Raw genomic sequence first — 20,521 nt, 5'->3', positions numbered from 1 at the left:
GGGCCGTTCAGCAGCCCCTGGCCGACGAGGACCGGATCGGTCAGCGCTTGGGCCTCGGGAAGACGAGCTTCTGGGCGGCGGCGTCCCGGGGCCAGACCACGACCGGCTTCTGGCCCAGGATCTGGACCATCGCCGGCGAGGCGTTGGGGTTGTCGCCGACGTCGTTGAACGTGAGCGGCCCCGCCGCCACCATGAGGGGGTCCTTGATGCTCGTCTTCTTGATGGCGTCCACGACAGCCTCGGGCTCGGTCGATTTCGCCCGCTCCAGCACGTCGGCCAGGACGAGGATGGCCTCGTAGGAATAGCCGGAGTTCGTGTCGAAGGTCTTGCCGCTCGAGCGCTTCACGTACTCCTCGGCCACCTTCTGCGTGCGCCGGTTCTTGAAGTTCGGCCACGGCACGCTGTCCATGACGTACTCGATCAGCTCCTTGAGCTGAGCGATCTGGCCCGCCTCGTAGAGGCCCGGCGTTCCCGGACTGACGATACCCAGAGCCTCCACGCGCTGCTTGGCGAATTCCTGAAGCAGGAGGATCGCGCTCGTCGCCCGCGTGACGGGCGCGATGACGTCGGGCCGGAGCGACTTCAGCTTGCTGACCTCGGTGGAGAGATCGGTGGCGGCTTCCGGATACGGGATGGCCTCGACGATCTCGAAGCCCGGGTTCCGCTCCTTGACGGCGGCCTGGAACTGGCGGGCCTGGGTCTGGCCGAAGAGGTCGTTGGTGTAGATGAGGACGACCCGCTTGGGCTGGACGCCGACCTCCTTGAAGATCTCGGTCATGAACTGCACGGCCCGCCGGCCGAACACGCGCGTGGTCGGGAAGTTGCGGTACACGTACTGGACCTTCTGCTCGCCCTTGTTGACCGATTCCGCGACGTTCGCGGTGATGGGATCCGCCGCCGAGATGTCGATGAGGAATGGCACCCGCTTCTGCTGGGCGACCGGCACCATGGCCGCGGTCTGCGCGGAGTGAAACGCCCCCACCAGGAGCTGGGCGCCGGCGCTGATGACGCGTTCGGCCTCGGCGCGGGCCACCTCGGGCCTGTTCTCGGTGTCGCCCAGGACCAGCTCCAGCCGGGCCCCGCCCAGCGACTTGATCCCGCCGGCCGCGTTCACGGCGGCGGCGGCCATCTGGGCCCCCAGGCGGCAGGCCTGGCCGATCTCGGCCAGCGCGCCGGTCACCGGGTGCACGGCGCCGATCTTCACGCTCCTGGGCTGCGCGCCCAGCGGCAGCGGGAACGCGGCGACAGCGGCGCCGGACACCGTCGTCCGGAGAAACGTGCGGCGGCCGAGGGGCACGATCCTCATTCGAGGGCCTCCTGAGCGGGAATTATAGTGCGTCAGCGGACGCGGGGGAAGACGCGCTCGCCGAGCGCACGGATGGCGCGCAGCACGCGCTCCTGCTCCATCCCCGGCCACTGCAGGCGGACGATCAGCGTGGTGACGCCCAGCCGCTCGCGACACCGCGCGATCTCGTCGGTGACACCCTCGGCATCGCCGATGAGGAACCGGTCCCGGGCCAGCGCCGCGAAGTCGAGCGCGAAACTCTCGCCCGCCGGCAGCGCCCGGTCCTGCTCCCAGCGGCGGTAAGCCTGATACTTCGACTGGAGGTAAGGGCGCGCCTCCTCGAGCGCCGCTGCGCGGCCGGGCGCGACGTAGCACTCCTTGATCGCCGGGACCTCGCCGAGCGGCGGCCGTCCGAGGGCCCGCCGCGTCTCTTCGAGCAGGGCGAGCTGGCGTTCGAGCGTGGCCAGGGTGGAGTGCGGGTTCATGAGCCACGCATCGCCGAGCCGGGCCGCCCGCCGCACCCCGGCGTCGCTGTTGGCGGCGAGCCAGATCGGCGGGCGCGGGCGCTGGAGGGTGGGCATGGAGATGCGCACGTCCTTCAGCCTGAAGTGCCGTCCGGTGTAGGCGACCGGCTCGCCCGTCCACAGGCGCTCGATCACCTCCAGCCCTTCGACCAGGCGTCCCACCCGATCTTGGGGGTGGAGCCCCATCGCCTCGTTCTCGACGTCGCGATAGCCGAGGCCGACGCCGAAGATGAGCCGCCCGCCACAGATCACGTCCAGCGTGGCGAGCTGCTCGGCGACCTCGACCGGGTGATGCAGCGGGAGCAGCAGGCAGCCCGTTCCCAGCCACATGCCGTCGGCCTCCGCCGCCAGGCGCGCCAGCGTGGGAATCGGTTGGAAGTAGGTGAAGGGATCGGACAGGTAGTGCTGGCTCGCCCACACCGAGTCGAAGCCGACGGCGCGGGCGAGTCGCACCTGCTCGACGTGCTCGCGAAAGCGGACCTCCTGGGCGTCCTCCGGCCGGTGCTGGACCGAGAGCGCGAGACCGAACTTCATGCCCACGCCGTCAGGGCTGGGAGAAGCGCTGGGCGTTGCCCATCGACGGCCAGACGAGCGCTCGGACCTTTTCCATCATTTGCCGGAGGTGGTTGCGGGGTGGGTTCGCGGTGCGCAGATTGGGGAACTCGTCGAGCAGATCTTGCACGTTCCGATCACAGTCGCCCGCGCGCGCCACCGCGTTCTGGCTCCGCCCCGCTGAGGTGGCCGAGCCCCCGCCGCGGGATGGCAGCGGAGGGCGGCCTGCGGCAGCGCGCTCAGCTCCGCGCACACCGAGGCGGCCGCGACCAACAGCTTGGCGATCTCCGATGTGTTCAGAAGGAGGTCCACCCTGCAGCGGGCGCCATCGGCCCGACGCGGGCGGATTCTAGCACGCACCAAGACGAAGCAGGCCGGGTTGTCCCCGGCCTGTCTCCGCCGCCTGGCCGACCGCGAGGTTAGCGCCCGAGGTTCTGCAGCGGGCTCTGGGCCGGGTTTGGGGCCGGTTCTTCGCCGAACGCGACCTTGACCCTCACGACGTCGCCGACGTCCACCTGCTTGAGGGCCTCCGGCGGGCCCTGCAGTGCGAGCAATCCGCGGCGCGTCTGGAGCATCAGCATCCCGCGCTGGTGGTCGATGTCGACGACGCGCCCGGTGATCTCCTCGGTCTGCGCCGAGATGTCGGGAGCGGTGGGGGGGGCCGGCGCGACGTTCTCCAGGCCGCTGCCGGTCTGGTGGTCGGCGAACGCAGGCCCCGCCCACAGCGCGCTCGCGACGAGTACCGCCGAAAGGCCGAGTAACTTTTTCATCGCGACCTCCCTGTCCCTTTCGGACTCAGGAGCCAGACGTCGCAAGCGATGTGCCAGCGAGGGCTCAGCCGCCCAGCAGCTCCCGCGCGATGATCACGCGCTGGATCTGGTTGGTGCCCTCGTAGATCTGCATGATCTTGGCGTCGCGCATGAAGCGCTCCACCGGGAACTCGCGCGTGTAGCCGTACCCGCCGAAGACCTGGACGGCGTCGGTGGCCACCTTCATGGCGGCGTCGCCCGCCCAGCACTTGGCCATCGACGCCTCGTAGGTGTTGCCTCGGATCCCGGCGTCCACCTGCCGGGCGGCGTGGCGGACCATCAGGCGCGCGGCGTGAACCTGCATGGCCATGTCGGCCAGCATGAACTGGATCCCCTGAAAGTCCGCGATGCGCTGGCCGAACTGGCGCCGGTCCTTGGCGTAGGCGACGGCGGCGTCGAGGGCCGCCTGGGCGATGCCGACGGCCATGGCGCCGGTGGCCGGCCGCGTGGTATCGAGCGTCGCCATGGCGATCGTGAAGCCCTCGCCCTCCCCGCCCAGTCGCTGCTCGACCGATATCCGACAATCGTTGAAGTGCAGCGCAACCGTGGGCGAGCCGCGGATGCCCATCTTCCTTTCCTTCTTGCCGACGGAGAAGCCCGCTGTGCCCTTTTCGACGAGGAAGGCGGTCACCCCCTTGGCGCGCTTGGAGGGATCCACCGTCGCGAACACACAGAGGACATCGGCGTGGTCGCCGTTGGTGCACCACTGCTTGGAGCCGTTGAGCACGTAGGCGTCACCCTGACGCACCGCCGTCGTCTTGAGCCCCGCCGCGTCCGAGCCCGCCTCGGGCTCCGAGAGCGAGTAGGCGGCCAGCATCTCGCCGGTGCCCAGCCGGGGCAGGTACTTCTTCTTCTGTTCGTCGCTCCCGAAATGGAGGATGGGGAGCCCCCCCAGTGGCTGATCGAGGTACTGGGTGGCCGACGCCGCGCAGGCCCAGGCGATCTCTTCGCAGACGAGCGCGAGCGCGAGACACCCCATGTCGCTGCCGCCATGCCCCTCCGGCACCCAGATGCCGTAGAGGCCGGCTTCCATGAGGGCGCGGATGGCCTCCTGGGGATAGCGCTCGCGCTCGTCGACGTCGGCGGCGTGCGGCGCGATCTTCTCCCGTGCCACCTTCCGGGCCAGATCGCGGATCATGCGCTGCTCGTCGCTCAGGTCGAAGTCATCCCTCATGGCTGTCTCCCACGATGACGAGGGCGTCCACGGCGACCAGATCGGCGCCGGCGGCGATGAGGGGATTGACGTCGATCTCCCGGATGCGCCGCTGGTCGAAGATGAGCGTCCCCACCGACTCGATGGCGTCGACGAGCCCCGCCCGCTCGACGGGCGGCAGGCCCCGGGGACCCGCCAGCAGCCGCGCCCGGCGCCCCTCGTCGAGCATCGCCTCCGCCTCGCCCTCGGCCGGGGGCGCCAGCCGGACCGAGACGTCGCCCATCACCTCGGTGAGCGCGCCGCCGGCGCCAAAGGCGACCACGGGGCCGAACACGGGATCGCGCCGCGCCCCGATCAGCAGTTCCACTCCCGGCCCCACGCGCTCCTGGACGACGAAGCGCTCGGCGCCCGCCCCGGCGCGCAGCTCCGTGCACGCCCGGCGCACGGCGGGGGCATCACGCACGTCCAGACGCACGCCGCCCACGTCGGTCTTGTGCGTGAGCCCGGGGGCGTCGGCCTTCACCACCACCGGATAACCGATGCGCTCCGCCGCCGCGACGGCTTCGGCGTCCGTCTCGACGATGGCCTCCCGACAAAAGCGGATGCCGTACGCCTCCAGCGCCCGGCGGGCCAGCGCGTACGGCAGCGGCCCCTGGCCCGTCTCGATGGCCTCCTCGACGTCGGCCGGCAACGGGGCGACGTGGATGGACCCGCAGGCGGTCCACCGCCGCGCCTGCCAGAGCGCCCGCCACGCGCGGACCGCGCGCTCGGGGCTCGGCAGCACCGGGACGCCGCCCGCCTTGAAGCGCTCCGCGATGCCGGGCGCATCCGCGGTGAACGCCACCGCCGGCTTGCCGGTGTCCGCCACCGCGCGAACAACGGAGTCGGCGAACTCGGGGATGTCGAGGCCGACGTTCACCGCGATGGCGCCGGACACCTCGGACAGGTCGAACACGGTTCTCACGGCCGCCGCGATGCGGGCCGGCTCGACCTGCGGCGTGAAGTCCACCGGATTGCCCACGGCGGCGAAGGGCGGCAGCAGCGCGCGCAGGGCCGCGCGCGCGGCGTCCCCCAGCGGCGGCACCGTGAGGCCCGAGCGCTCGGCGCAGTCCGCCGCCACCACGGACGGCCCGCCTGACACGGTGATGACGGCCACGCGGGGCGCTTCCGGGCGGCGGCGACCCGCGACGAGGAGTGTCTCGATGGCGTCGAAAAACTCTTCCGTCTCGTCGGCGAGCACGACCCGCGCGCGCAGGCAGGCGGCGCGGAAGACGTCGTAGGAGCCGGCCAGCGAGCCGGTGTGGGAGCCGGCGGCCCGCCGCCCGGCGTCCGAGCGGCCCGCCTTGAGGACGACCACGGGCTTGCGCCCCGTGGCCCGGCTCGCCACCTCCACGAAGCGCCGTCCGCCACGGAGCGCCTCGACGAAGCAGGCGATCAGCGTGGTGGCGGGGTCATCGGCCAGGTACTCGATCACCTCGGTGACGTCCACGTCGACCTGGTTGCCGATGGACAGGAAGCGCGCGACGCCGAGGCGGCGGTTGCCCAGGTGCCGGAGGATCAGGCCGCCATAGGCCCCGCTCTGCGACACGATGCTGATTCCGCCGCTCAGGCGAGGCAGGTCCCAGAAGTACGTGCCGTTGAGCCGCGCCGGCGCCGAGTACACGCCCATGCAGTTCGGCCCGACGAGCCTGAGGCCGGCCGCGCGCGCGGTCGCCAGCAGCTCCGCCTGGAGGGTGCGGCCGTCGTCGTCGACCTCGCCGAAGCCCGAGGACAGCACGACGGCGGTCTTCGCCCCCCGCGCCGCCAGCGCCTTGATCGCCTCGGGCACGGCGCTGGCGGGCAGGCTCACCAGCGCCAGATCGATTCCCTCGGGCACCGCCTCGATCCCCCGCACCGTGGCGTAACCCAGGATCGGCTCACCCGACGGGTGCACCGGGTACACCGCGCCCGGGTAACCGGACTCCTTCACGTTCTGCAGGAGGCGGTGGCCGAGCTTGGCGGGATGGCGGGACACGCCCAGGACGGCCAGGGCCCGCGGCGTGAAGAGGGGCTCCAGCGCGCCGGTCATGCCCATTTCGCGGCTCGCCTCGCGGCGCGCTCGCGAGACGCTCGGGGCCGCCTCTCAGCTCGCGCTGCCATACTTCCGCCGATCCACGACGCGCACGGCCTTGCCCGGGGGGCGCTCGATCTCGCCGAAGCGGCAGAGGCGGACCTCGGGGCCGAGGCCCAACAGGTCGTGCAGCTCGCGCTTCACGCGCGTGGCGACGGCGCCGTCGCACCCCGGCTCGGTCTCGACGTGGATGGTCAGCCGCTCGCCCCCGCCGTCACCGTCGAGCGTGATCTGGTACTCGGGGCCGAGCCCCGGCTGGCGCAGGAGCACCTGCTCGATCTGGCGCGGATAGAAGTTCACGCCCTTGAAGATGACCATGTCGTCGGTGCGGCCTCGCAGGCGGTCCAGCCGGAGCGCGGTGCGCCCGCAGGCGCAGCGCTCGCGCGACACGACGCGCGTGAGGTCGCGCGTGCGATAGCGCACCAGGGGCAGTCCCTCACGCGTCAGCGTGGAGACGACCAGCTCGCCGTCCTGGCCGTCGGGGACGACGGCGCCGGTCGTCGGGTCGATGATCTCCACGTGATAGTGGTCCTCCCACACGTGGATGCCGGCCCGCGCCTCGCAGTCGATGCCCAGCCCGGGGCCGCCCGTCTCCGTCATGCCGATGATGTCGAAGGTGCGGATACCGAGCTCCCGCTCGATCCGCGCGCGCAGCTCGTCGGACCACATCTCGGCCCCGAAGATGCCCACGCGCAGGGCGAGGGCGCCGAGATCGAACCTCTCCTCCCGCGCGACCTCGATGAGGCGCAGGGAGTACGTCGCGATCGCCACCAGCACCGTTGTCTTGAGATCCCGCATCAGCTTGAGCTGGAGCAGCGTGCGGCCGGCGCCGACCGGGATCACCATGGCGCCCAGGCGCTCGGCGCCGTAATGGAAGCCGAAGCCCCCGGTGAAGAGCCCGAAGGAGGGCGTGATCTGGATCACGTCGTCGGAGCCGACGCCGGCGGCGACGTAGCACCGCGCCATCACCTCGCTCCACTGCGCGATGTCCCCGGGCGTGTACGGATTGAGGATCGGATTGCCCGTCGTCCCGCTCGACATCTGGATGCGCCGGTAGGAGCCGCCGCCGGCCAGGCCGAAGGGATAGGCGTCGCGTAGCTCGTCCTTGGTGAGGAACGGCAGGCGCCGCCAGTCGTCGATCCGCCCGAGGTTGCCGGGCTCGGCGCCGCCGAGCCGCCCGGCGTAGGCGGGGTTGGTGTTGACGCGGGCCAGCGTCGCCCGCATCCGCTCCAGCACGAGGCGGTCGAGCCGCTCGCGCTCCATCGCCTCCAGCTCGGGCTGGAACATCTTCACGGCACCACTTTCAGGATGCGGTCGTCGTCGGGCGCGGGCGAACCGCGGCCGTCGCGATTGCTGGTCGCCACGTAGAGCGCGCCGTCGGGCCCGACCACGACGTCGCGCAGGCGCCCGTAGGCGCGCTCGAGCAGGTTCTCCACGCCTCCCACGGCGCCGTCCGCCGTCAGCCGCACGCGCAGCAGGCGCCGCCCCCGGAGCGCCGTCATGTAGAGATGGTCGCCGAGGATCGCGATCCCCGACGGGGCCCAGGTGTCGCTGCCCGATTCGAGGATGGGCTCCACGAAGCGCGGATCGTCCCCGCGGCCGTAGACCTCCGGCCAGCCGTAATTCCGTCCGGGGCGGATCAGGTTCAGCTCGTCGTGCCCCCACGGAACTCCGGACGGTCCGTGCTCGGCGGCGAAGAGCCGGCCGCCGCGGTCCCAGGCCAGCCCCTGCGGGTTCCGGTGACCGAGGGAGTAGATCGGCGAGCCGGGGAACGGGTTATCGGCGGGCGCGCTGCCGTCGGGGTTCAATCGTAGAATCTTGCCGGCGAGCGAATCGCGCCGCTGGGCCAGCCGCGACTGGCCGGCGTCGCCGGTGGTCACGTAGAGCTTGCCGTCGGGGCCGAACTTCACCCGACAGCCGTCGTGGATCCCGGCGCCCGGGATGTCGTCGACCAGGACGCGCTCGTCCGGGGTGGGGCCGTCGCGCGGGATAAGCGTCACCACGCGGTTGACGAGGCGGCCCCGCTTCTCGGTGGTGTAACAGGCGTAGAGGCGTCCGGTCTGGGCGAAGGCGGGATCGAGCGCGAGACCCATGAGTCCGCCCTCGCCCTGCGCGGCCGCCGGCAGCGTGGCGGCCGGCGCTGACTCGAGGCGGCCGTTCTTCACCACGCGGATCCGCCCCGGGCGCTCGCTCACGAACAGCCGGCCGTCGGGGGCGAACGCCAGCGCCCACGGCACCTCCAGCCCGGCCGCGACCACCGTCAGGCGCGGCTGGGCCGCGCCCGGCGCCACCGAGAGGACAAGCGCGAGGGCGGCCGCGAGCGCGACGAAAGCGTTCACGACCGATGAGTGTAGCCCTCGGTGCCGGACCCGGCAAACCGGGACCCCTGGGGGTAGTGTCTCAGTTTGACTGAGACTTGGATGGGCGGCGCGGGCAGGGACGCGCGGATCAGGCGGGAGGAATCGGCACGGCGTCCGTCGCTGTCGGAGGTGCGCCACCCTGTACTTGGGCGATCAGCCGGAAGTAGGTCGCGTTATCCATCTTCAGCTTGTCGAGGATGGACATCATGACCGTGATAGAGACGACCTCGCCGTCTTTCGGAACGATCAAGACTGGGTGCTCGGCGTCTGGCTTGACCATCGCCCAGTTGTCTTCATCTTCGGCGGACTGGCGATAGCCGCACGCCACGAGCATGTCCCGGAAGACAACGGGCGGAACTGGCACCGGGACAGCCATCGGGTCAGGCCGGTATCAACTCAAGCGGCAATACCGCGGGGACGTCAAACACCTCGGGGAAGCTGGCCTTCTCAAGGATCTCCTCTTCGAAGAAGCCGACGAACTCCGAGTCTGGCCCCGGCATCTGGCTTGCCCCGGTGGGAGCGAGGCCGACGTTGCGCAGCGCCTTATCCCACACGCCGTGCTCATACGCCGTCGTTAGGAAGAGGCGGACGGCGCTGGCGATGGCGCGCTTGGCGCGCGCCTTCGTGCTCCCTTGGGAGTAGAGTTGCAAGGCCGGGACATAGGTGATCCAAACCTTAGCCTGCTCATCGAACTTCATTCCGGCCTTGAGGCGGGCCATAAATGTGACCTGAATTCCCTTCGGCCGCGTCGTCTGGTCCATGGTGCCCATCTCTTTCAAGCCTGACGTTTGCAGGTTCGCATCACCGATCTAGTATCTCAGGCATTGGCATTTTGGCCAAGATTCCGGGCGAGGTCAAGGGGGGGGCATTCAAGGAATTAGCCGGCCAGCCGGGCGATTTCGTCCAGCGACCAGATGTGATCGGACACCCCAGCCTCCATCGCGGGCGTCACCCGGAGCGTCTTGTGGACCCTGGCGAAGTTGTAGTGCATGAAATGGAGGGCCACGGCTGCCTTGTGGTTGTCCACTTTCTTGCTGAAAGCATTGGTCAGCCGGGTGAAGCGCCGCATCCCCATTCGCATCGTGAGGTTTTGGCGCTCAGCGAACGACGTGCTGATGTGCTGTTCGTCGGGTCGGCCGGTAATGCACACCATCCGCGTCCCCAGGCAGCTAGGCGGGCTGTAGCGGGCTTCTGACGAGCGCTCCCGGCCCGAATCACCCTCGTACATCTTGATGAGCATGGCGTAGTCGACCTCGCTGCCGAACGCACCCTCGACAGCCTCCAAGTACACCTTATTGCCGTCCGTGGTGAGTTGGACCCGGGCAGAGAGGCGGTCAGCCAGGTCACGGATGAATCCCTCGGCCGTGAAGCCATCGCGTCGTCCGACCGCCCATGAAGGGACGAGCTTGCTGTCCGCGTCGATTGCCGTCCAGGTCCACACGTCGCCGTAGCCGAAGGCCCCCGCGTACTTCTCGGGCAGGTTCTTCGCCTTGGCGTACACGAACGCCCAAATCTCATCGCACTGAATCCGCCGACACTTGAGGTTCCGCAGGGTCCGGTCTTGGTACTGCTCGCAGGCGGCGCCTACATCCAGCAGGAGCTTGGTCACGGTGTTGATAGATACATCCGCCAGGCGGCTGGCGGCGCGGAGGCTGCTGCCTTCCGCCAGCAGGCCGATGATTTGGGCGCGGCGCTCTAGGGGGAGCCTATTCATGGCCGGAAGCATATCGACATCATAGCCCTCAGTCAAGCATAAAGTTCAGTATAGCGGCTGTGGTATCATTCGGTGCCTAGCCCCATATAGTGGGCCTCCGCGAGGCACGAGAACCTTGCAGTATATACTAGGGACGGTATAATCTAGTGCGACAGATAGCACCGGCGGTTCGCTGGGCGACTCTGGAGGTGGTGCTTCGTGACGCCACAGGGAAGCTTGATTCATCAGGCGAGCGACCATTCTCAGATGCATTGCCGGGCGACGGCCCTGCGGCCGCCAAGACGGCAATTCAGAAAATGCGCCTCGTTGAATCACAGGGCTGGCCGGCAGCACTGCTTAACGTTAGGGACGAACATGGGAAACCGAGAATAGAGCAGTCCGATGAGGAAGAGCCGCCGATCTACATCCTCAAGTGCAAGCCCGCGTGCTGGCGACTCTACTTCTATGTTGATCACGGTCGACACTTCTTCGTCTACCTCTATGCGAAATGCAAGAGAAAGCAGCGAAGAGACCCAGAGGATTCTGTCCGAGCACGGCGAATCCGAGCCAGCCTTGGTCCCGGCGGCGACGGGATTGACTACTTCCGCTTCCCGGATCGAGTTGATGTATGACCCCGCTTTTCGCTTGGCATGGGACAACGACCTCTCCTTTCACATAGCTGAACACGTCGCTCGTCTTAGGAACTACCGTGGAGATTCACAGGCTACCGTCGCTAAGGCTATGGGCACTAGCCAGTCTGCTATAGCGCGTATCGAGGGTGGCGATGAGAACATCACTGTTCGTACGGTGACAAGGCTCGTTGAGGCACTTCGTGGCCGCATCCACTTTGCGATTGAGCCGGCGGAGATAAACCTGCCTCACTGGCCTGACTGTTGGGAGATGATCACGGCGGGTCTCAACTCGGCGCACCCGTATATTCTTCGCGGCGCCGCCGGGCATGCGGACGATGCGGGACATCACGTAATTGCTGGATGGAGTTCCTACAGCTTTACGACTAAAAGCACGACACCGCATGTGGCTTTGAGCTCTGCGGAGGCCAAATAGTGATGGCAAAGAAGGGCTCGGCCGACAAAGCGGATGTGGATAGCGGCGCCGACGCCATTGTCCGCGCAAACGTCAAGCGCACAATTGTCTTCGCGCCTAATTTCATCTCGCTTTATACCAACGACACTCAAGTGCAGGTCTCGCCCTGGGACGTCAGGCTTATCTTCGGAGAAATATCTGAGCCACCAACTTCAGAGCGTCCTGAGGTCGTCATTAAGGCTACCGGCGAGGTCCGCATGTCACCGCAGCATGCCAAGCGTATCCTTCAGATCCTGGCCGACACCCTAGCGACGTATGAGCGGAGCGTAGGGCCAATACCCCTGCCGGTAGATTAGCGGCCCCAGCGAGCGCGCGCGGCCTTTCGCGCAATGGCTTGGCGGCGCACCTTGGATAGCTTCGTCGCCCTCGCCTTTCCGCCCTTCAGTCCACCCTTGCGACGTGCCTCGTTCGGCAGGCCGGGCTTGACGTTCTCCGCCTGCCCCGTGGCAATGTCCACGATGAGCTTGGCGAGCTGGTTCGGGTCGCGGGGCCGGGGCGGGCGCTTCGTCATGGCCGGAGTATGCCACGGCTGTGAGCCCGGGGTTCACACCCTGTGAACGTCAAACTGAGACACTACCCCCCTGGGAGCTTGACAGCCGCCGGGGGGTGGGACACGGAAAGGCGCGCATCCCGCTCTTCAAGCAGTTCATGGGCACCGACGAGACCCCGATGGCCAGGTACATCGGCGCCATGTTCGACTTTCACTGGAACGACCACGCCGGCCAGCTCGCCGAGATCCGCCAGGAGGCGGGTCTGCCGGCAGCGACCTGACGCTCACTTGATCGCGCGACTCCACAGGGGCGACAGCCAGCCGTGGTGGAGGAGGGCGCGGATCTCGCGGAGCAGCAGGTCGCCCAGGCCGAGGTGCTCGAGCGCGCGGCTGCGGCCGGCGGGCGGGGGTCCCAGCAGCGCAACGAAGGTCAGCCGGAGCCCGGTGGTTGCCGGCGACTCCACGCTCACGGTCCGGGCGGCGGACTCGAAGAGGGACAGGCCCAGCGCGACGTCCTCGGTCACGTAGCGGTGGTCGAAGGTCAGGGTCTCGTTCCAGAGCCCGCTGGCCGTGAGCTTGGCCCTGGCCCCGGCGCCGTACAGCCCCTCGGCGGCGCGCGCCTCGTCGTAGTAGGTCACCTGCTCGTAGTGCGGGGCCGGATAGCCCCACCCTTTTCGCGCGGCCACGCGCTCGGCGTCGACAGCGTCGATGAGACGCCGCGCGCTGGGCGTGGTGCCGGCGGCGTGGATGTCGAAGCGTCCCCGTTCGATCGTGCCGGCGTTGAGGAGGACGAGCGGCGGGTGGAGGACGGGCCCGGCGTTGGTGAGTGCCGCGTCCAGCGCGTCGAGGCACGGGCGCACGGAGGGAAAGAGCTCGGCGATCTTCGCCAGCGCCGTCGAAGCTCGCGAGGCGGGAAGCACGCCGGTCGGGAGATTGACGGCGCGGACGGGCGCCTTCACCGCGGTGGGGCCGGTCTTGCGCGCGAGGTAGGGCAGGGTGCCGGTCTCGGCGATCGCGTACGGCAGGCGGCCGCCGGCACGCGCGATCTCCCGCGCCAGCACGTAGGCGCCGAGCGTGCCGGGTGTGAGGAGCACGATCTGGCGCTCGTCCAGATGCGGCGCCAGGCGCTGGGCGAGGTCCTCGTGGCTGGTGGCGGGCAAGGGCGCGATGATCACCTCGGTGCCGGCGACGGCCTCGGCGATGTTCCCCGTGAGGAGCGCCAGCGAGCCCTTGCCCTGCCGGCCCTCGGCGACCAGCGTGATGCCGCCGGCTGCGCGCACCGCCGCCAGGTCGCTCTCCGAGCGCCGCCAGAGGCTCACGGCGTGGCCGGCCAGCGCGAGGTCCGCCGCCGTCGCGTAGGCGCCGTGACCGCCCCCGAGCACCGCAATCTTCATCACGGGCTCGCCTCGGGCGCGCTCCGCCTCCGGCTCCGCGGCCGCCCTGCGGCTCGCAAAACTATCATCTGATGACCCCGGTCCCGCGAAGCCCGGCGATCCGCTCGGGCGGGTACTTGAGAAGGTCTCGAAGCACGGCGTCGGTGTGCTCGCCGAGCGCCGGCGGCGGCGCGACGTCGAGCCCCATCCTCCCGTCCACCTTGACGGGCGTGCCCAGGGTCGGGATGGCGCCGTGGCGCGGGTGGGGGAGCTTCACGACCATCTGTCGCTGGAGGATCTGCGGGTCGGAGAGCACGCGGTCCACCGTCAGGATCGGAGTGGCCGGGACGCCCTCGGCCTGCAGGCGCGCGAGCCACTCGTCGGTGGTACGCGAGGCGAAGATCGCTTCGACCAGCGGCATGAGGACGTCGCGAGTGGCGACGCGGGCGCGGTTGGTGGCGAAGCGCGGATCGTGCTCCCACCCGGGCCGCTCGACGGCCAGACAGAAGCCGCGCCAGAACTTCTCGGCGAAGATGGCGACGATGAGGTGCCCATCGCGCGTGGCCAGCGCCTGGTAGGGCACGACGGAGGCGTGCCCCGAGCCCTGCGGCCCGGGCACGCGCCCGTCGGCCCAGAAGTACTGGGCGACGTACGTCAGCAGCGAGGCCTGGCAGTCCAGCAGCGAGAGATCGACGTGCGCGCCCCGGCCCGTCGCCTGGCGCCGGAAGAGCGCCGCCGCCACGGCGAACGCGCCGAACATGCCGCCGGCCAGATCGCCCATGGGCAGCCCCATCCTCACCGGCCGCCCGCCCGGCTCGCCGGTGAGGCTCATCCCTCCTCCCATGGCCTGCAGCGCCAGATCGAAAGCCGGCCAGTCGCGGTAGGGGCCCCCCTGCCCGTAGGCGGAAATCGAGCACATGACCAGGCGCGGGTTCAGCGCGGCGAGCCCCGGATACTCGCAGCCCAGACGCTCCAGCACGCCGGGCCGGAAGTTCTCCCACACGACGTCGGCGGCGCGGACGAGATCGAAGAAGACCTCGCGGCCGGCTTCGCGCGTGAGATCGATCGCCACCGACTTCTTGTTGCGGTTGATGGAAAGGAAGTAGGCGCTCTCGCCCTCGGGCAGGAAGGGCGGACCCATGACGCGCATGGGGTCGCCTCCGTCCGGCTCCTCGATCTTGACGACCTCGGCGCCCATGTCGGCCAGCAGCATCGCGCCGTAGGGTCCCGCCAGCATGCGGGAGAGGTCGAGCACCCTTACGCCTTCGAGCAGCCTCATGCGGCCCTGTCCTCGTCGCGATCCTCGCCGCGCCCGTCCAACCGGTGCTCGAAGGTGACGTGCTGCTCCTCGCGGTGCCCGAGCTCCCTGAGGGCGTGACGGAAGGAGTCGAAGTACGGGCCGGGAGCGGGGGGTCGGTGGCCCGGCCAGAGGACACCGATCCGCACCGGCTTCGCCTGCGCCTCGGCCACGACGGGGAGCGCGAAAAGGAGCGCGGCGGCGACGGCAAGGGCGGAGGGGATCACGCTCGCCGCTCCCGCGCGCGCCACGCGAGCGCGTTTCGCACGACGGCCGGCGCGATCGGCAGCTCGGTGAAGCGCACGCCGATGGCGTCCTTCACGGCGTTGGCGACGGCGGCGGACACCGGGATGGCGCCGGACTCGCCGAGCCCCTTGGCGCCGAACGGGCCCTCGGCGTCCACGCTCTCGATGAGCCGGACGACCAGCTCCGGCATGTCGTCAGAGCGGAGGATCGCGTAGTCCATGAAGGTCGCAGTCAGCACCTGGCCCTCCCGGACGACGAGCCTCTCGCTGAGCGCGTAGCCGAGCCCCATGTGGATGCCGCCGTGGATCTGCCCCTCGGCGGCGAGCGGGTTGAGCGCGCGACCGACGTCGTGGGCCGAGACCACCTTCCGCACCTCGATCTTGCCCGTCGCCTCGTCGACGTCGAGGAGCACGGCCTGGGCGGCGAAGCCGTAGGTCGCCGACACGTTGCCCCGCAGGTCCTTGCCCAGCATCTCGGTCGGCGGGTCGTAGAACGCCTCGGCCACCAGCGTCTGTCCGCCCTCGCGCAGGTGGCCGGCACGCACCACCCGCTCGTACGGCAGGCGGCGCCCGGGCTCGCTCCTGACGAACACCCAGCCCTCCCTGATGTCCAGCCGGTCGGCGGGCTCCTCGAGCGGCCCGGCGGCGATGGCCAGGAGCTCCGCCCGCAGCTTCTCGGCGGCGAGCCGCGCCGCGTTGCCGGCGATGAACGTCGTCCGGCTTGCGTGAACGCCGACGTCCCAGGGCTTCACGGCCGTGTCGGAGTTCACCACCTCGACTCGGTCGAGCGGGATCCCCAGCGTCTCGGCCACGATCATCGCCAGCACCGTCTCCGAGCCCTGCCCGATCTCGCTGGCGCCGGTGAGCAGCAAGACCTTGCCGAAGTCATCGAGCTTCACGATAGCCCCACATCCGTCCGAGCGGTAGATCCGGGCCCCGCCGCCGACGTGGAACATCGCGGCGTACCCCACGCCCCGCTTCCATCCCGGGCGGAGCGGGGGCGGATTTTTGGCGATCTCCTCGGCGGCGGCGAGGCACTCGGCCATCGCGCACGACGTGATCACGAACCCCTGGGGGCTGACGTCGCCCGACTTCACCGCGTTGCGCCGCCGGAGCTCCAGGGGATCGAGACCCAGGCGGTCGGCGAGGTCGTCCATCTGGGACTCGACGGCGAAGGTGGACTCGAGGTTGCCGTAGCCGCGCATCGAGCCCGAGTAGGGGTTGTTGGTGTAGACGATCGTCGTGTCGAAGCGGACGTTCGGGCACCGATAGAGCCCGGCCACCGTCGCCAGCATCACGTAGGGCGTCGTCGAGCCCCAGGAGACGTAGGCGCCGTTGTCGATGGTCACGTGCGCGTCGCGGGCCAGGAGCCGGCCATCGGCCGCCGCCGCCGTCCGCAGGCGGATCGCGCAGGCCTCGCGCGTGGGGCACGCGAGGAACTCCTCCACGCGGTCAAACTCGATCTTTACCGGCCGCCGTGTGTGGCGGGCCAGCAGCGCCGCGATGACGTCGATCGGATAGAGATCGAGACCGCGTCCGAAGTTGCCGCCGACCGGCGGCTGGAGGACGCGCACCCGGTCACCGGTGATGCCGAGCGCGGCCGCCAGGTCACGCTGGTAGAGAAACGGCACCTGCGTGGTGGTCCACATGGTGAGCCGCCCCTGCGGGTCCCAGTCGGCGATCGCGACCATCGTGCCCAGGCAGGCGGGCGTGACGAAGTTCAGCCGGTATTCCCCCTCGACCACGGCGGCGGCCTCGGCGAAGGCCCGGTCGACGTCGCCGTGCCCGAACTGATAGCGGAGCGACGTGAGGTTCGTCCCCAGCTCCTCGTGGACGAGCGGCGCGCCCGGGCGCAGCGCCTCCCGGGGATCGAAGACGCCGGCGAGCTCCTCGTACGCGACGTCGATCAGCGCCAGCGCCTCCTCGGCGATGACAGCGGTCTCGGCGGCGACGGCGGCGATCTCGTCCCGGATGCAGCGCACCTTGCCCCGCTTGAGCGCGGGGTGATCCTTGGCGAACCCGAACGGGTGCTGCTCCACGTCGTCGCCGGTCACGACGGCGAGGACGCCGGGCAGCGCGCAGGCCCGGGTGGTGTCGATCCTGACGATGCGCGCGTGCGGATACCTCGCGCGCAGGATCTTGCCGTGCGCCAGGCGCGGCAGCTCCAGGTCGTGGAGGTAACGGGTGCGCCCGGTCACCTTCTCGACGCCGTCGCGCTTGGGAACACCCTTACCGATGATGCTGAACCCGCTCACCGATGCCCCTCGGAAGGCTGAGGCGTGCCCGACGGCGGTGGCGACCGGCGGGGCCGGGGGGTGGCGGGCGAGAGCCGCCCATCCGCCAGCAGCCCGTCACACGCCGCGCGCGGGCGCAAGAGGAGTCGAGGCCTGGAATGCGCGGTGGGGGGGACGCCGACCGCGACGCAAGCCACCGACAGCGATGCCGGATGGGCAGCTCGAGCCCGACAGGCCCCGCCGGCCCCGCAGTCAGGCGACGACGAGCGGGTCACCATCAGAACTTCACGGGCTCCTTGTGTTCGCCGAAGACGGTCTTCATCGCGCCGGCGATCTCGCCCAACGTTGCGTACGATTTCACCGCCTCCGTGATGGGGTTCATGAGGTTCGCCGCGCCACGCGCCTCGTCGGTGAGCCGGCCCAGCGCGGCCGCCACCGCGCCGTGGTCGCGGTCGTGGCGCAGGCGCTGGAGCTTGGCGATCTGGGCCTGGGCGACCCTGGGGTCGAACGTGTAGAGCTCCACGCCCCGGTCGGCCTCGGGGGGCCGGTCGCCGACGTGGCAGTTGACGCCGACCTTCTTGATCTCGCCGGAGGCGAGCTTCTGCTCGAAGAGATAGGCCTGCCGGGCCACCTCGGCCTGGATCGCGCCCGTCTTCACGGCCTCCACGATGCCGCCCATGCGCTCGACGTGCGCCAGCTCCTCCAGGATCTTCTCCTCCATCTGGTTGGTGATCGCCTCCAGGAAGTAAGAGCCGGCCAGCGGATCCACCGTGTCGGCCGCGCCCGATTCCTCGGCGCAGATCTGCATGGTCCGGAGCGCGATGAGCTGGGCCTTGGCCGAGGGGATGGTGTAGGCCTCGTCGTAGGTGGGCAGCGCCATCGTCTGGGCGCCGGCGAGCGCGGCGGCCAGCGCGATGTAGGCGCCGCGGACGATGTTGTTCTCCGGCTCCTGGACGGTGAAGGCCGAGCCGCCGCCGCCGATGAGGCTGCGGAACATCCACGACTTGGGGTTCCGGGCGCCGAAGCGCTCGCGCATCATCCGGGCATAGAGGCGGCGGCCGGCGCGGAACTTCGCCACCTCCTCGAAGATCTGCCCCCAGGAGGTGAAGTTGAAGGAGATGCGCGGCGCGAAGTCGTCCACGTCCATCCCGCGCGCGAGCATCAGCTCGACGTAGGCCGCGGCCATGGCCAGGCCGTAGGCCATCTCCTGGCCGGTGGTGCAGCCGGCTTCCCGGATGTGATAGCCACAGACCGAGACGGGATTGGAGCGCGGGTAATGCCGGGCCGAGAACTCGATCAGGTCGGCGACGAGCCGGAGCGAGGGATCGACGGGGTAGACCCAGGTGCCGCGGGCGATGAACTCCTTGAGGATGTCGTTCTGCGGCGTGGTCACCACGCGGTCGGCCGCCGCCCCCTGCTTCTCGGCCACGGCGTAGTACATGGCGGTGATGGGCGCGGCCATCCCGTTGATGGTGAGCGAGACGCTGACGCGGTCGAGCGGGATGCCGGCGAAGGCTTCTTCCATGTCGGCCAGCGAGTCGGCGGCCATGCCGACCATGCCCACCTCGCCCTCGGCCCGCGGGTGGTCGGAGTCGAGGCCGAGCTGCGTCGGCAGGTCGAAGGCGACGTTGAGCGCGTCCTGGCCGTGCGCCATCAGGTGTTTGAAGCGGGCGTTCGTGTCCGCCGGCGTCCCGAAGCCGATGTACTGCCGCATGGTCCACAGCCGCTCGCGATACATCGCGCGATGGATGCCGCGCGTGAACGGATACTCGCCGGGCCGCCCGATGTCGGCTCCCGCGTCGCGTCCGGCGAGGTCTTCGGGGCCGTAGCTCGGCTTGACCGGGATCCCGGCGTTGAGCTTGAGGTCCTTCATCGCGTCACCTCACTCCGCGACTTGAACGCGGCGACGATGTCCGTCAACGGTGTGCCCATCGGAAAGACGGCGGTGGCGCCGAGCGCTTTCAGCGGTTCGACGTCGCGGGGCGGGATCGTGCCCCCGACCACGACCTGGATATCATCGGCGCCCGCGGCGCGCAGCCCGTCGAGCACCCGCCGGGTCAGCAGCAGGTGCGCGCCCGAGAGGATCGAGAGCCCCACGACGTCGGCGTCCTCCTGGATCGCCTCCGCGACGATCTCCTCCGGCGTCCGCTTGAGCCCGGTGTAGACGACTTCCACGCCGGCGTCCCGAAGCGCCTGCGCCACGACCTTCGCGCCGCGGTCGTGGCCGTCGAGGCCCGGCTTGGCGATCAGGATTCTCATGGGGTGAACGCCGGCAACCAGCGCGCGTTGCCTTTCGGATCGTCCGTTACACGGATCGGCTTCAACCGCACGCGCTGGCCGATCGTGATCGATGCGGGGTCTCCGTCCACGACGATCGAGAAGATCCGGTGGCCGCCGACCTTGACGATCGCGAAGACGCGGGGCCCGTCGAAGCCCGCCGGCAGGCCGGTCTCCTGCACGGTGAACGCGTGCACCGTGCCCTCGCCCGGCAGCTCGATCCAGTCGAAGCGATCGGAGCCGCACTCGGGACAGAACCCCCGCGGCGGCCACGACGTGCGGCGACATCCGGCGCACGCGGTCGTCGTGAGCGTTCCTTCGGCGAGCCGCGCGTAGAACTCGGAGAGCCGGTTCCAGTCGCTCGACTCGAGCGGAAACGGGTCGATGGCCCTCACGTACGTCATCGCGTCACCGATCGCCCTCGCGCTCGGACGTTGCGACCGGAGCATCGCGTCGCTGGCGGCGGAGCTGACGGAGCAGCGCTCGCATCTTCTCGGTCTCGAACCGGTCGCGAGCGGCGCCCGCGTAATCGAAGAATCCGCGGCCGGTCTTCGGGCCGAGCTCGTTCCTGGCGATCTTTTCCTCGACGGCCGGCGCCGGCTGGTAGCGGTCGTTGCCGAGGGCTTCGGTCAGATAGCGGCTGGCGTGATACAGGACGTCGACGCCGCCCCAGTCGATGAAGTCGAAGATCCCGATCGCCGCGTAGCGAAATCCCATGCCCGCGCGGAACGCGCGGTCGACGTCTTCGGCCGAGGCAACGCCTTCTGCGACCAGGCGGACGGCCTCGTTCATCAGCAGCACCTGTAACCGCGGGCCGATGAACCCCGGCGAATCGGCGCACCGCACCGGCACCTTGCCGAGCCGCTCGAGCCGGGCGAGCGTGACGGTTACCACGGCCTCCGACGTCGCGGGGCCAGGCACCACCTCGACGAGCGGGATGACATGCGCGGGGTTGAGCCAGTGCGCCACCAGGAAACGCTCGGGATGCTCGACCGCGTCGGCCAGGTGCGAGGGC

22 protein-coding genes are annotated in these 20,521 nt (G+C 69.8%); 3 read left to right on the top strand and 19 right to left on the bottom strand.

From position 1 onward, the window contains the following. Positions 1 to 40: 40 nt before the first annotated feature. The 11 genes from VGV13_09875 to VGV13_09825 form a co-directional block, all read right to left on the bottom strand. Entirely contained in the window at positions 41 to 1,306 is a 1,266-nt protein-coding gene (locus tag VGV13_09875) for an ABC transporter substrate-binding protein (GenBank protein ID HEV8641391.1), read from the bottom strand. Between the two features lie 32 nt (positions 1,307 to 1,338). Beyond that, positions 1,339 to 2,343 (bottom strand): LLM class flavin-dependent oxidoreductase, encoded by a 1,005-nt coding sequence (locus VGV13_09870; protein ID HEV8641390.1) that lies wholly within the window; start codon positions 2,341 to 2,343, stop codon positions 1,339 to 1,341. 10 nt (positions 2,344 to 2,353) lie between these two features. Beyond that, positions 2,354 to 2,491 carry a hypothetical protein gene (locus VGV13_09865; protein ID HEV8641389.1) on the bottom strand — a complete coding sequence of 46 codons (138 nt, stop codon included), beginning with the start codon at positions 2,489 to 2,491 and terminating at the stop codon, positions 2,354 to 2,356. Positions 2,492 to 2,780: 289 nt separating this feature from the next. Further along, positions 2,781 to 3,131, bottom strand: coding sequence for a hypothetical protein (locus VGV13_09860; protein HEV8641388.1), 351 nt, complete (start codon positions 3,129 to 3,131; stop codon positions 2,781 to 2,783). A 64-nt stretch (positions 3,132 to 3,195) separates the two neighbouring features. Continuing rightward, positions 3,196 to 4,344 carry an acyl-CoA dehydrogenase family protein gene (locus tag VGV13_09855; GenBank protein HEV8641387.1) on the bottom strand — a complete coding sequence of 383 codons (1,149 nt, stop codon included), beginning with the start codon at positions 4,342 to 4,344 and terminating at the stop codon, positions 3,196 to 3,198. Then, positions 4,334 to 6,397, bottom strand: coding sequence for an acetate--CoA ligase family protein (locus tag VGV13_09850; protein HEV8641386.1), 2,064 nt, complete (start codon positions 6,395 to 6,397; stop codon positions 4,334 to 4,336). The genes VGV13_09855 and VGV13_09850 overlap by 11 nt, the downstream gene beginning before the upstream one ends. Before the next feature lie 48 nt (positions 6,398 to 6,445). Beyond that, a complete protein-coding gene (locus VGV13_09845; GenBank protein ID HEV8641385.1) occupies positions 6,446 to 7,720 on the bottom strand; it encodes a phenylacetate--CoA ligase in 1,275 nt (424 codons plus the stop codon). A 2-nt stretch (positions 7,721 to 7,722) separates the two neighbouring features. Further along, positions 7,723 to 8,772 carry a PQQ-dependent sugar dehydrogenase gene (locus VGV13_09840; GenBank protein HEV8641384.1) on the bottom strand — a complete coding sequence of 350 codons (1,050 nt, stop codon included), beginning with the start codon at positions 8,770 to 8,772 and terminating at the stop codon, positions 7,723 to 7,725. Positions 8,773 to 8,881: 109 nt separating this feature from the next. Then, positions 8,882 to 9,169 carry a hypothetical protein gene (locus VGV13_09835; GenBank protein HEV8641383.1) on the bottom strand — a complete coding sequence of 96 codons (288 nt, stop codon included), beginning with the start codon at positions 9,167 to 9,169 and terminating at the stop codon, positions 8,882 to 8,884. A 4-nt stretch (positions 9,170 to 9,173) separates the two neighbouring features. Beyond that, positions 9,174 to 9,554: a hypothetical protein gene (locus VGV13_09830; GenBank protein ID HEV8641382.1), complete on the bottom strand. Its 381-nt coding sequence runs from the start codon at positions 9,552 to 9,554 to the stop codon at positions 9,174 to 9,176. A 116-nt stretch (positions 9,555 to 9,670) separates the two neighbouring features. Then, positions 9,671 to 10,507, bottom strand: coding sequence for an IS1 family transposase (locus VGV13_09825; protein ID HEV8641381.1), 837 nt, complete (start codon positions 10,505 to 10,507; stop codon positions 9,671 to 9,673). 146 nt (positions 10,508 to 10,653) lie between these two features. On the opposite strand from VGV13_09825, the gene VGV13_09820 reads away from it, so the two are divergent. From VGV13_09820 to VGV13_09810, 3 genes are all read left to right on the top strand, one after another. Beyond that, positions 10,654 to 11,118, top strand: a complete 465-nt coding sequence (locus VGV13_09820) for a hypothetical protein (protein HEV8641380.1) — start codon at positions 10,654 to 10,656, stop codon at positions 11,116 to 11,118. A 435-nt stretch (positions 11,119 to 11,553) separates the two neighbouring features. Beyond that, positions 11,554 to 11,886, top strand: a complete 333-nt coding sequence (locus VGV13_09815; protein HEV8641379.1) for a DUF3467 domain-containing protein — start codon at positions 11,554 to 11,556, stop codon at positions 11,884 to 11,886. 310 nt (positions 11,887 to 12,196) lie between these two features. Next, entirely contained in the window at positions 12,197 to 12,361 is a 165-nt protein-coding gene (locus tag VGV13_09810; protein HEV8641378.1) for a hypothetical protein, read from the top strand. 3 nt (positions 12,362 to 12,364) lie between these two features. Here the strand turns inward: VGV13_09810 and VGV13_09805 are convergent, their stop codons facing one another. The 8 genes from VGV13_09805 to VGV13_09770 all read right to left on the bottom strand — a co-directional run. Next, the gene (locus tag VGV13_09805; GenBank protein ID HEV8641377.1) at positions 12,365 to 13,474 is read right to left on the bottom strand and encodes an NAD/NADP octopine/nopaline dehydrogenase family protein; all 1,110 of its coding nucleotides are present in this window, start codon (positions 13,472 to 13,474) and stop codon (positions 12,365 to 12,367) included. 64 nt (positions 13,475 to 13,538) lie between these two features. After that, complete coding sequence (locus tag VGV13_09800) at positions 13,539 to 14,732, bottom strand: CoA transferase (protein HEV8641376.1); 1,194 nt, start codon at positions 14,730 to 14,732, stop codon at positions 13,539 to 13,541. Next, entirely contained in the window at positions 14,729 to 14,977 is a 249-nt protein-coding gene (locus VGV13_09795; protein HEV8641375.1) for a hypothetical protein, read from the bottom strand. The genes VGV13_09800 and VGV13_09795 overlap by 4 nt, the downstream gene beginning before the upstream one ends. Beyond that, positions 14,974 to 17,250 (bottom strand): xanthine dehydrogenase family protein molybdopterin-binding subunit, encoded by a 2,277-nt coding sequence (locus tag VGV13_09790; protein ID HEV8641374.1) that lies wholly within the window; start codon positions 17,248 to 17,250, stop codon positions 14,974 to 14,976. Before VGV13_09790 ends, VGV13_09795 begins: the two co-directional genes overlap by 4 nt. A 256-nt stretch (positions 17,251 to 17,506) precedes the next feature. Next, positions 17,507 to 19,102 carry a methylmalonyl-CoA mutase family protein gene (locus VGV13_09785; GenBank protein HEV8641373.1) on the bottom strand — a complete coding sequence of 532 codons (1,596 nt, stop codon included), beginning with the start codon at positions 19,100 to 19,102 and terminating at the stop codon, positions 17,507 to 17,509. Beyond that, positions 19,099 to 19,488 (bottom strand): cobalamin B12-binding domain-containing protein, encoded by a 390-nt coding sequence (locus tag VGV13_09780; GenBank protein ID HEV8641372.1) that lies wholly within the window; start codon positions 19,486 to 19,488, stop codon positions 19,099 to 19,101. The genes VGV13_09785 and VGV13_09780 overlap by 4 nt, the downstream gene beginning before the upstream one ends. Then, the gene (locus VGV13_09775) at positions 19,485 to 19,910 is read right to left on the bottom strand and encodes an OB-fold domain-containing protein (protein HEV8641371.1); all 426 of its coding nucleotides are present in this window, start codon (positions 19,908 to 19,910) and stop codon (positions 19,485 to 19,487) included. Before VGV13_09775 ends, VGV13_09780 begins: the two co-directional genes overlap by 4 nt. 4 nt (positions 19,911 to 19,914) lie before the next feature. After that, positions 19,915 to 20,521, bottom strand: a 607-nt coding sequence (locus VGV13_09770; GenBank protein ID HEV8641370.1) for a 3-hydroxyacyl-CoA dehydrogenase family protein, incomplete at its 5' end; no start/stop codon positions are given.

This window comes from Candidatus Methylomirabilota bacterium, assembly GCA_036001065.1.
Classification (GTDB): domain Bacteria; phylum Methylomirabilota; class Methylomirabilia; order Rokubacteriales; family CSP1-6; genus MNEF01.
This window is presented reverse-complemented; position numbering and strand designations above follow the sequence as displayed.

Excerpts from the sequence above, each read along its gene's own strand:
- VGV13_09875 (HEV8641391.1), bottom strand. The coding sequence starts at position 1,306 with ATGAGGATCGTGCCCCTCGGCCGCCGCACGTTTCTCCGGACGACGGTG.
- VGV13_09870 (HEV8641390.1), bottom strand. The coding sequence starts at position 2,343 with ATGAAGTTCGGTCTCGCGCTCTCGGTCCAGCACCGGCCGGAGGACGCC.
- VGV13_09860 (HEV8641388.1), bottom strand. The coding sequence starts at position 3,131 with ATGAAAAAGTTACTCGGCCTTTCGGCGGTACTCGTCGCGAGCGCGCTG.
- VGV13_09855 (HEV8641387.1), bottom strand. The coding sequence starts at position 4,344 with ATGAGGGATGACTTCGACCTGAGCGACGAGCAGCGCATGATCCGCGAT.
- VGV13_09850 (HEV8641386.1), bottom strand. The coding sequence starts at position 6,397 with ATGGGCATGACCGGCGCGCTGGAGCCCCTCTTCACGCCGCGGGCCCTG.
- VGV13_09845 (HEV8641385.1), bottom strand. The coding sequence starts at position 7,720 with ATGTTCCAGCCCGAGCTGGAGGCGATGGAGCGCGAGCGGCTCGACCGC.
- VGV13_09835 (HEV8641383.1), bottom strand. The coding sequence starts at position 9,169 with ATGGCTGTCCCGGTGCCAGTTCCGCCCGTTGTCTTCCGGGACATGCTC.
- VGV13_09830 (HEV8641382.1), bottom strand. The coding sequence starts at position 9,554 with ATGGACCAGACGACGCGGCCGAAGGGAATTCAGGTCACATTTATGGCC.
- VGV13_09825 (HEV8641381.1), bottom strand. The coding sequence starts at position 10,507 with ATGAATAGGCTCCCCCTAGAGCGCCGCGCCCAAATCATCGGCCTGCTG.
- VGV13_09815 (HEV8641379.1), top strand. The coding sequence starts at position 11,554 with ATGGCAAAGAAGGGCTCGGCCGACAAAGCGGATGTGGATAGCGGCGCC.
- VGV13_09805 (HEV8641377.1), bottom strand. The coding sequence starts at position 13,474 with ATGAAGATTGCGGTGCTCGGGGGCGGTCACGGCGCCTACGCGACGGCG.
- VGV13_09800 (HEV8641376.1), bottom strand. The coding sequence starts at position 14,732 with ATGAGGCTGCTCGAAGGCGTAAGGGTGCTCGACCTCTCCCGCATGCTG.
- VGV13_09785 (HEV8641373.1), bottom strand. The coding sequence starts at position 19,102 with ATGAAGGACCTCAAGCTCAACGCCGGGATCCCGGTCAAGCCGAGCTAC.
- VGV13_09780 (HEV8641372.1), bottom strand. The coding sequence starts at position 19,488 with ATGAGAATCCTGATCGCCAAGCCGGGCCTCGACGGCCACGACCGCGGC.
- VGV13_09775 (HEV8641371.1), bottom strand. The coding sequence starts at position 19,910 with ATGACGTACGTGAGGGCCATCGACCCGTTTCCGCTCGAGTCGAGCGAC.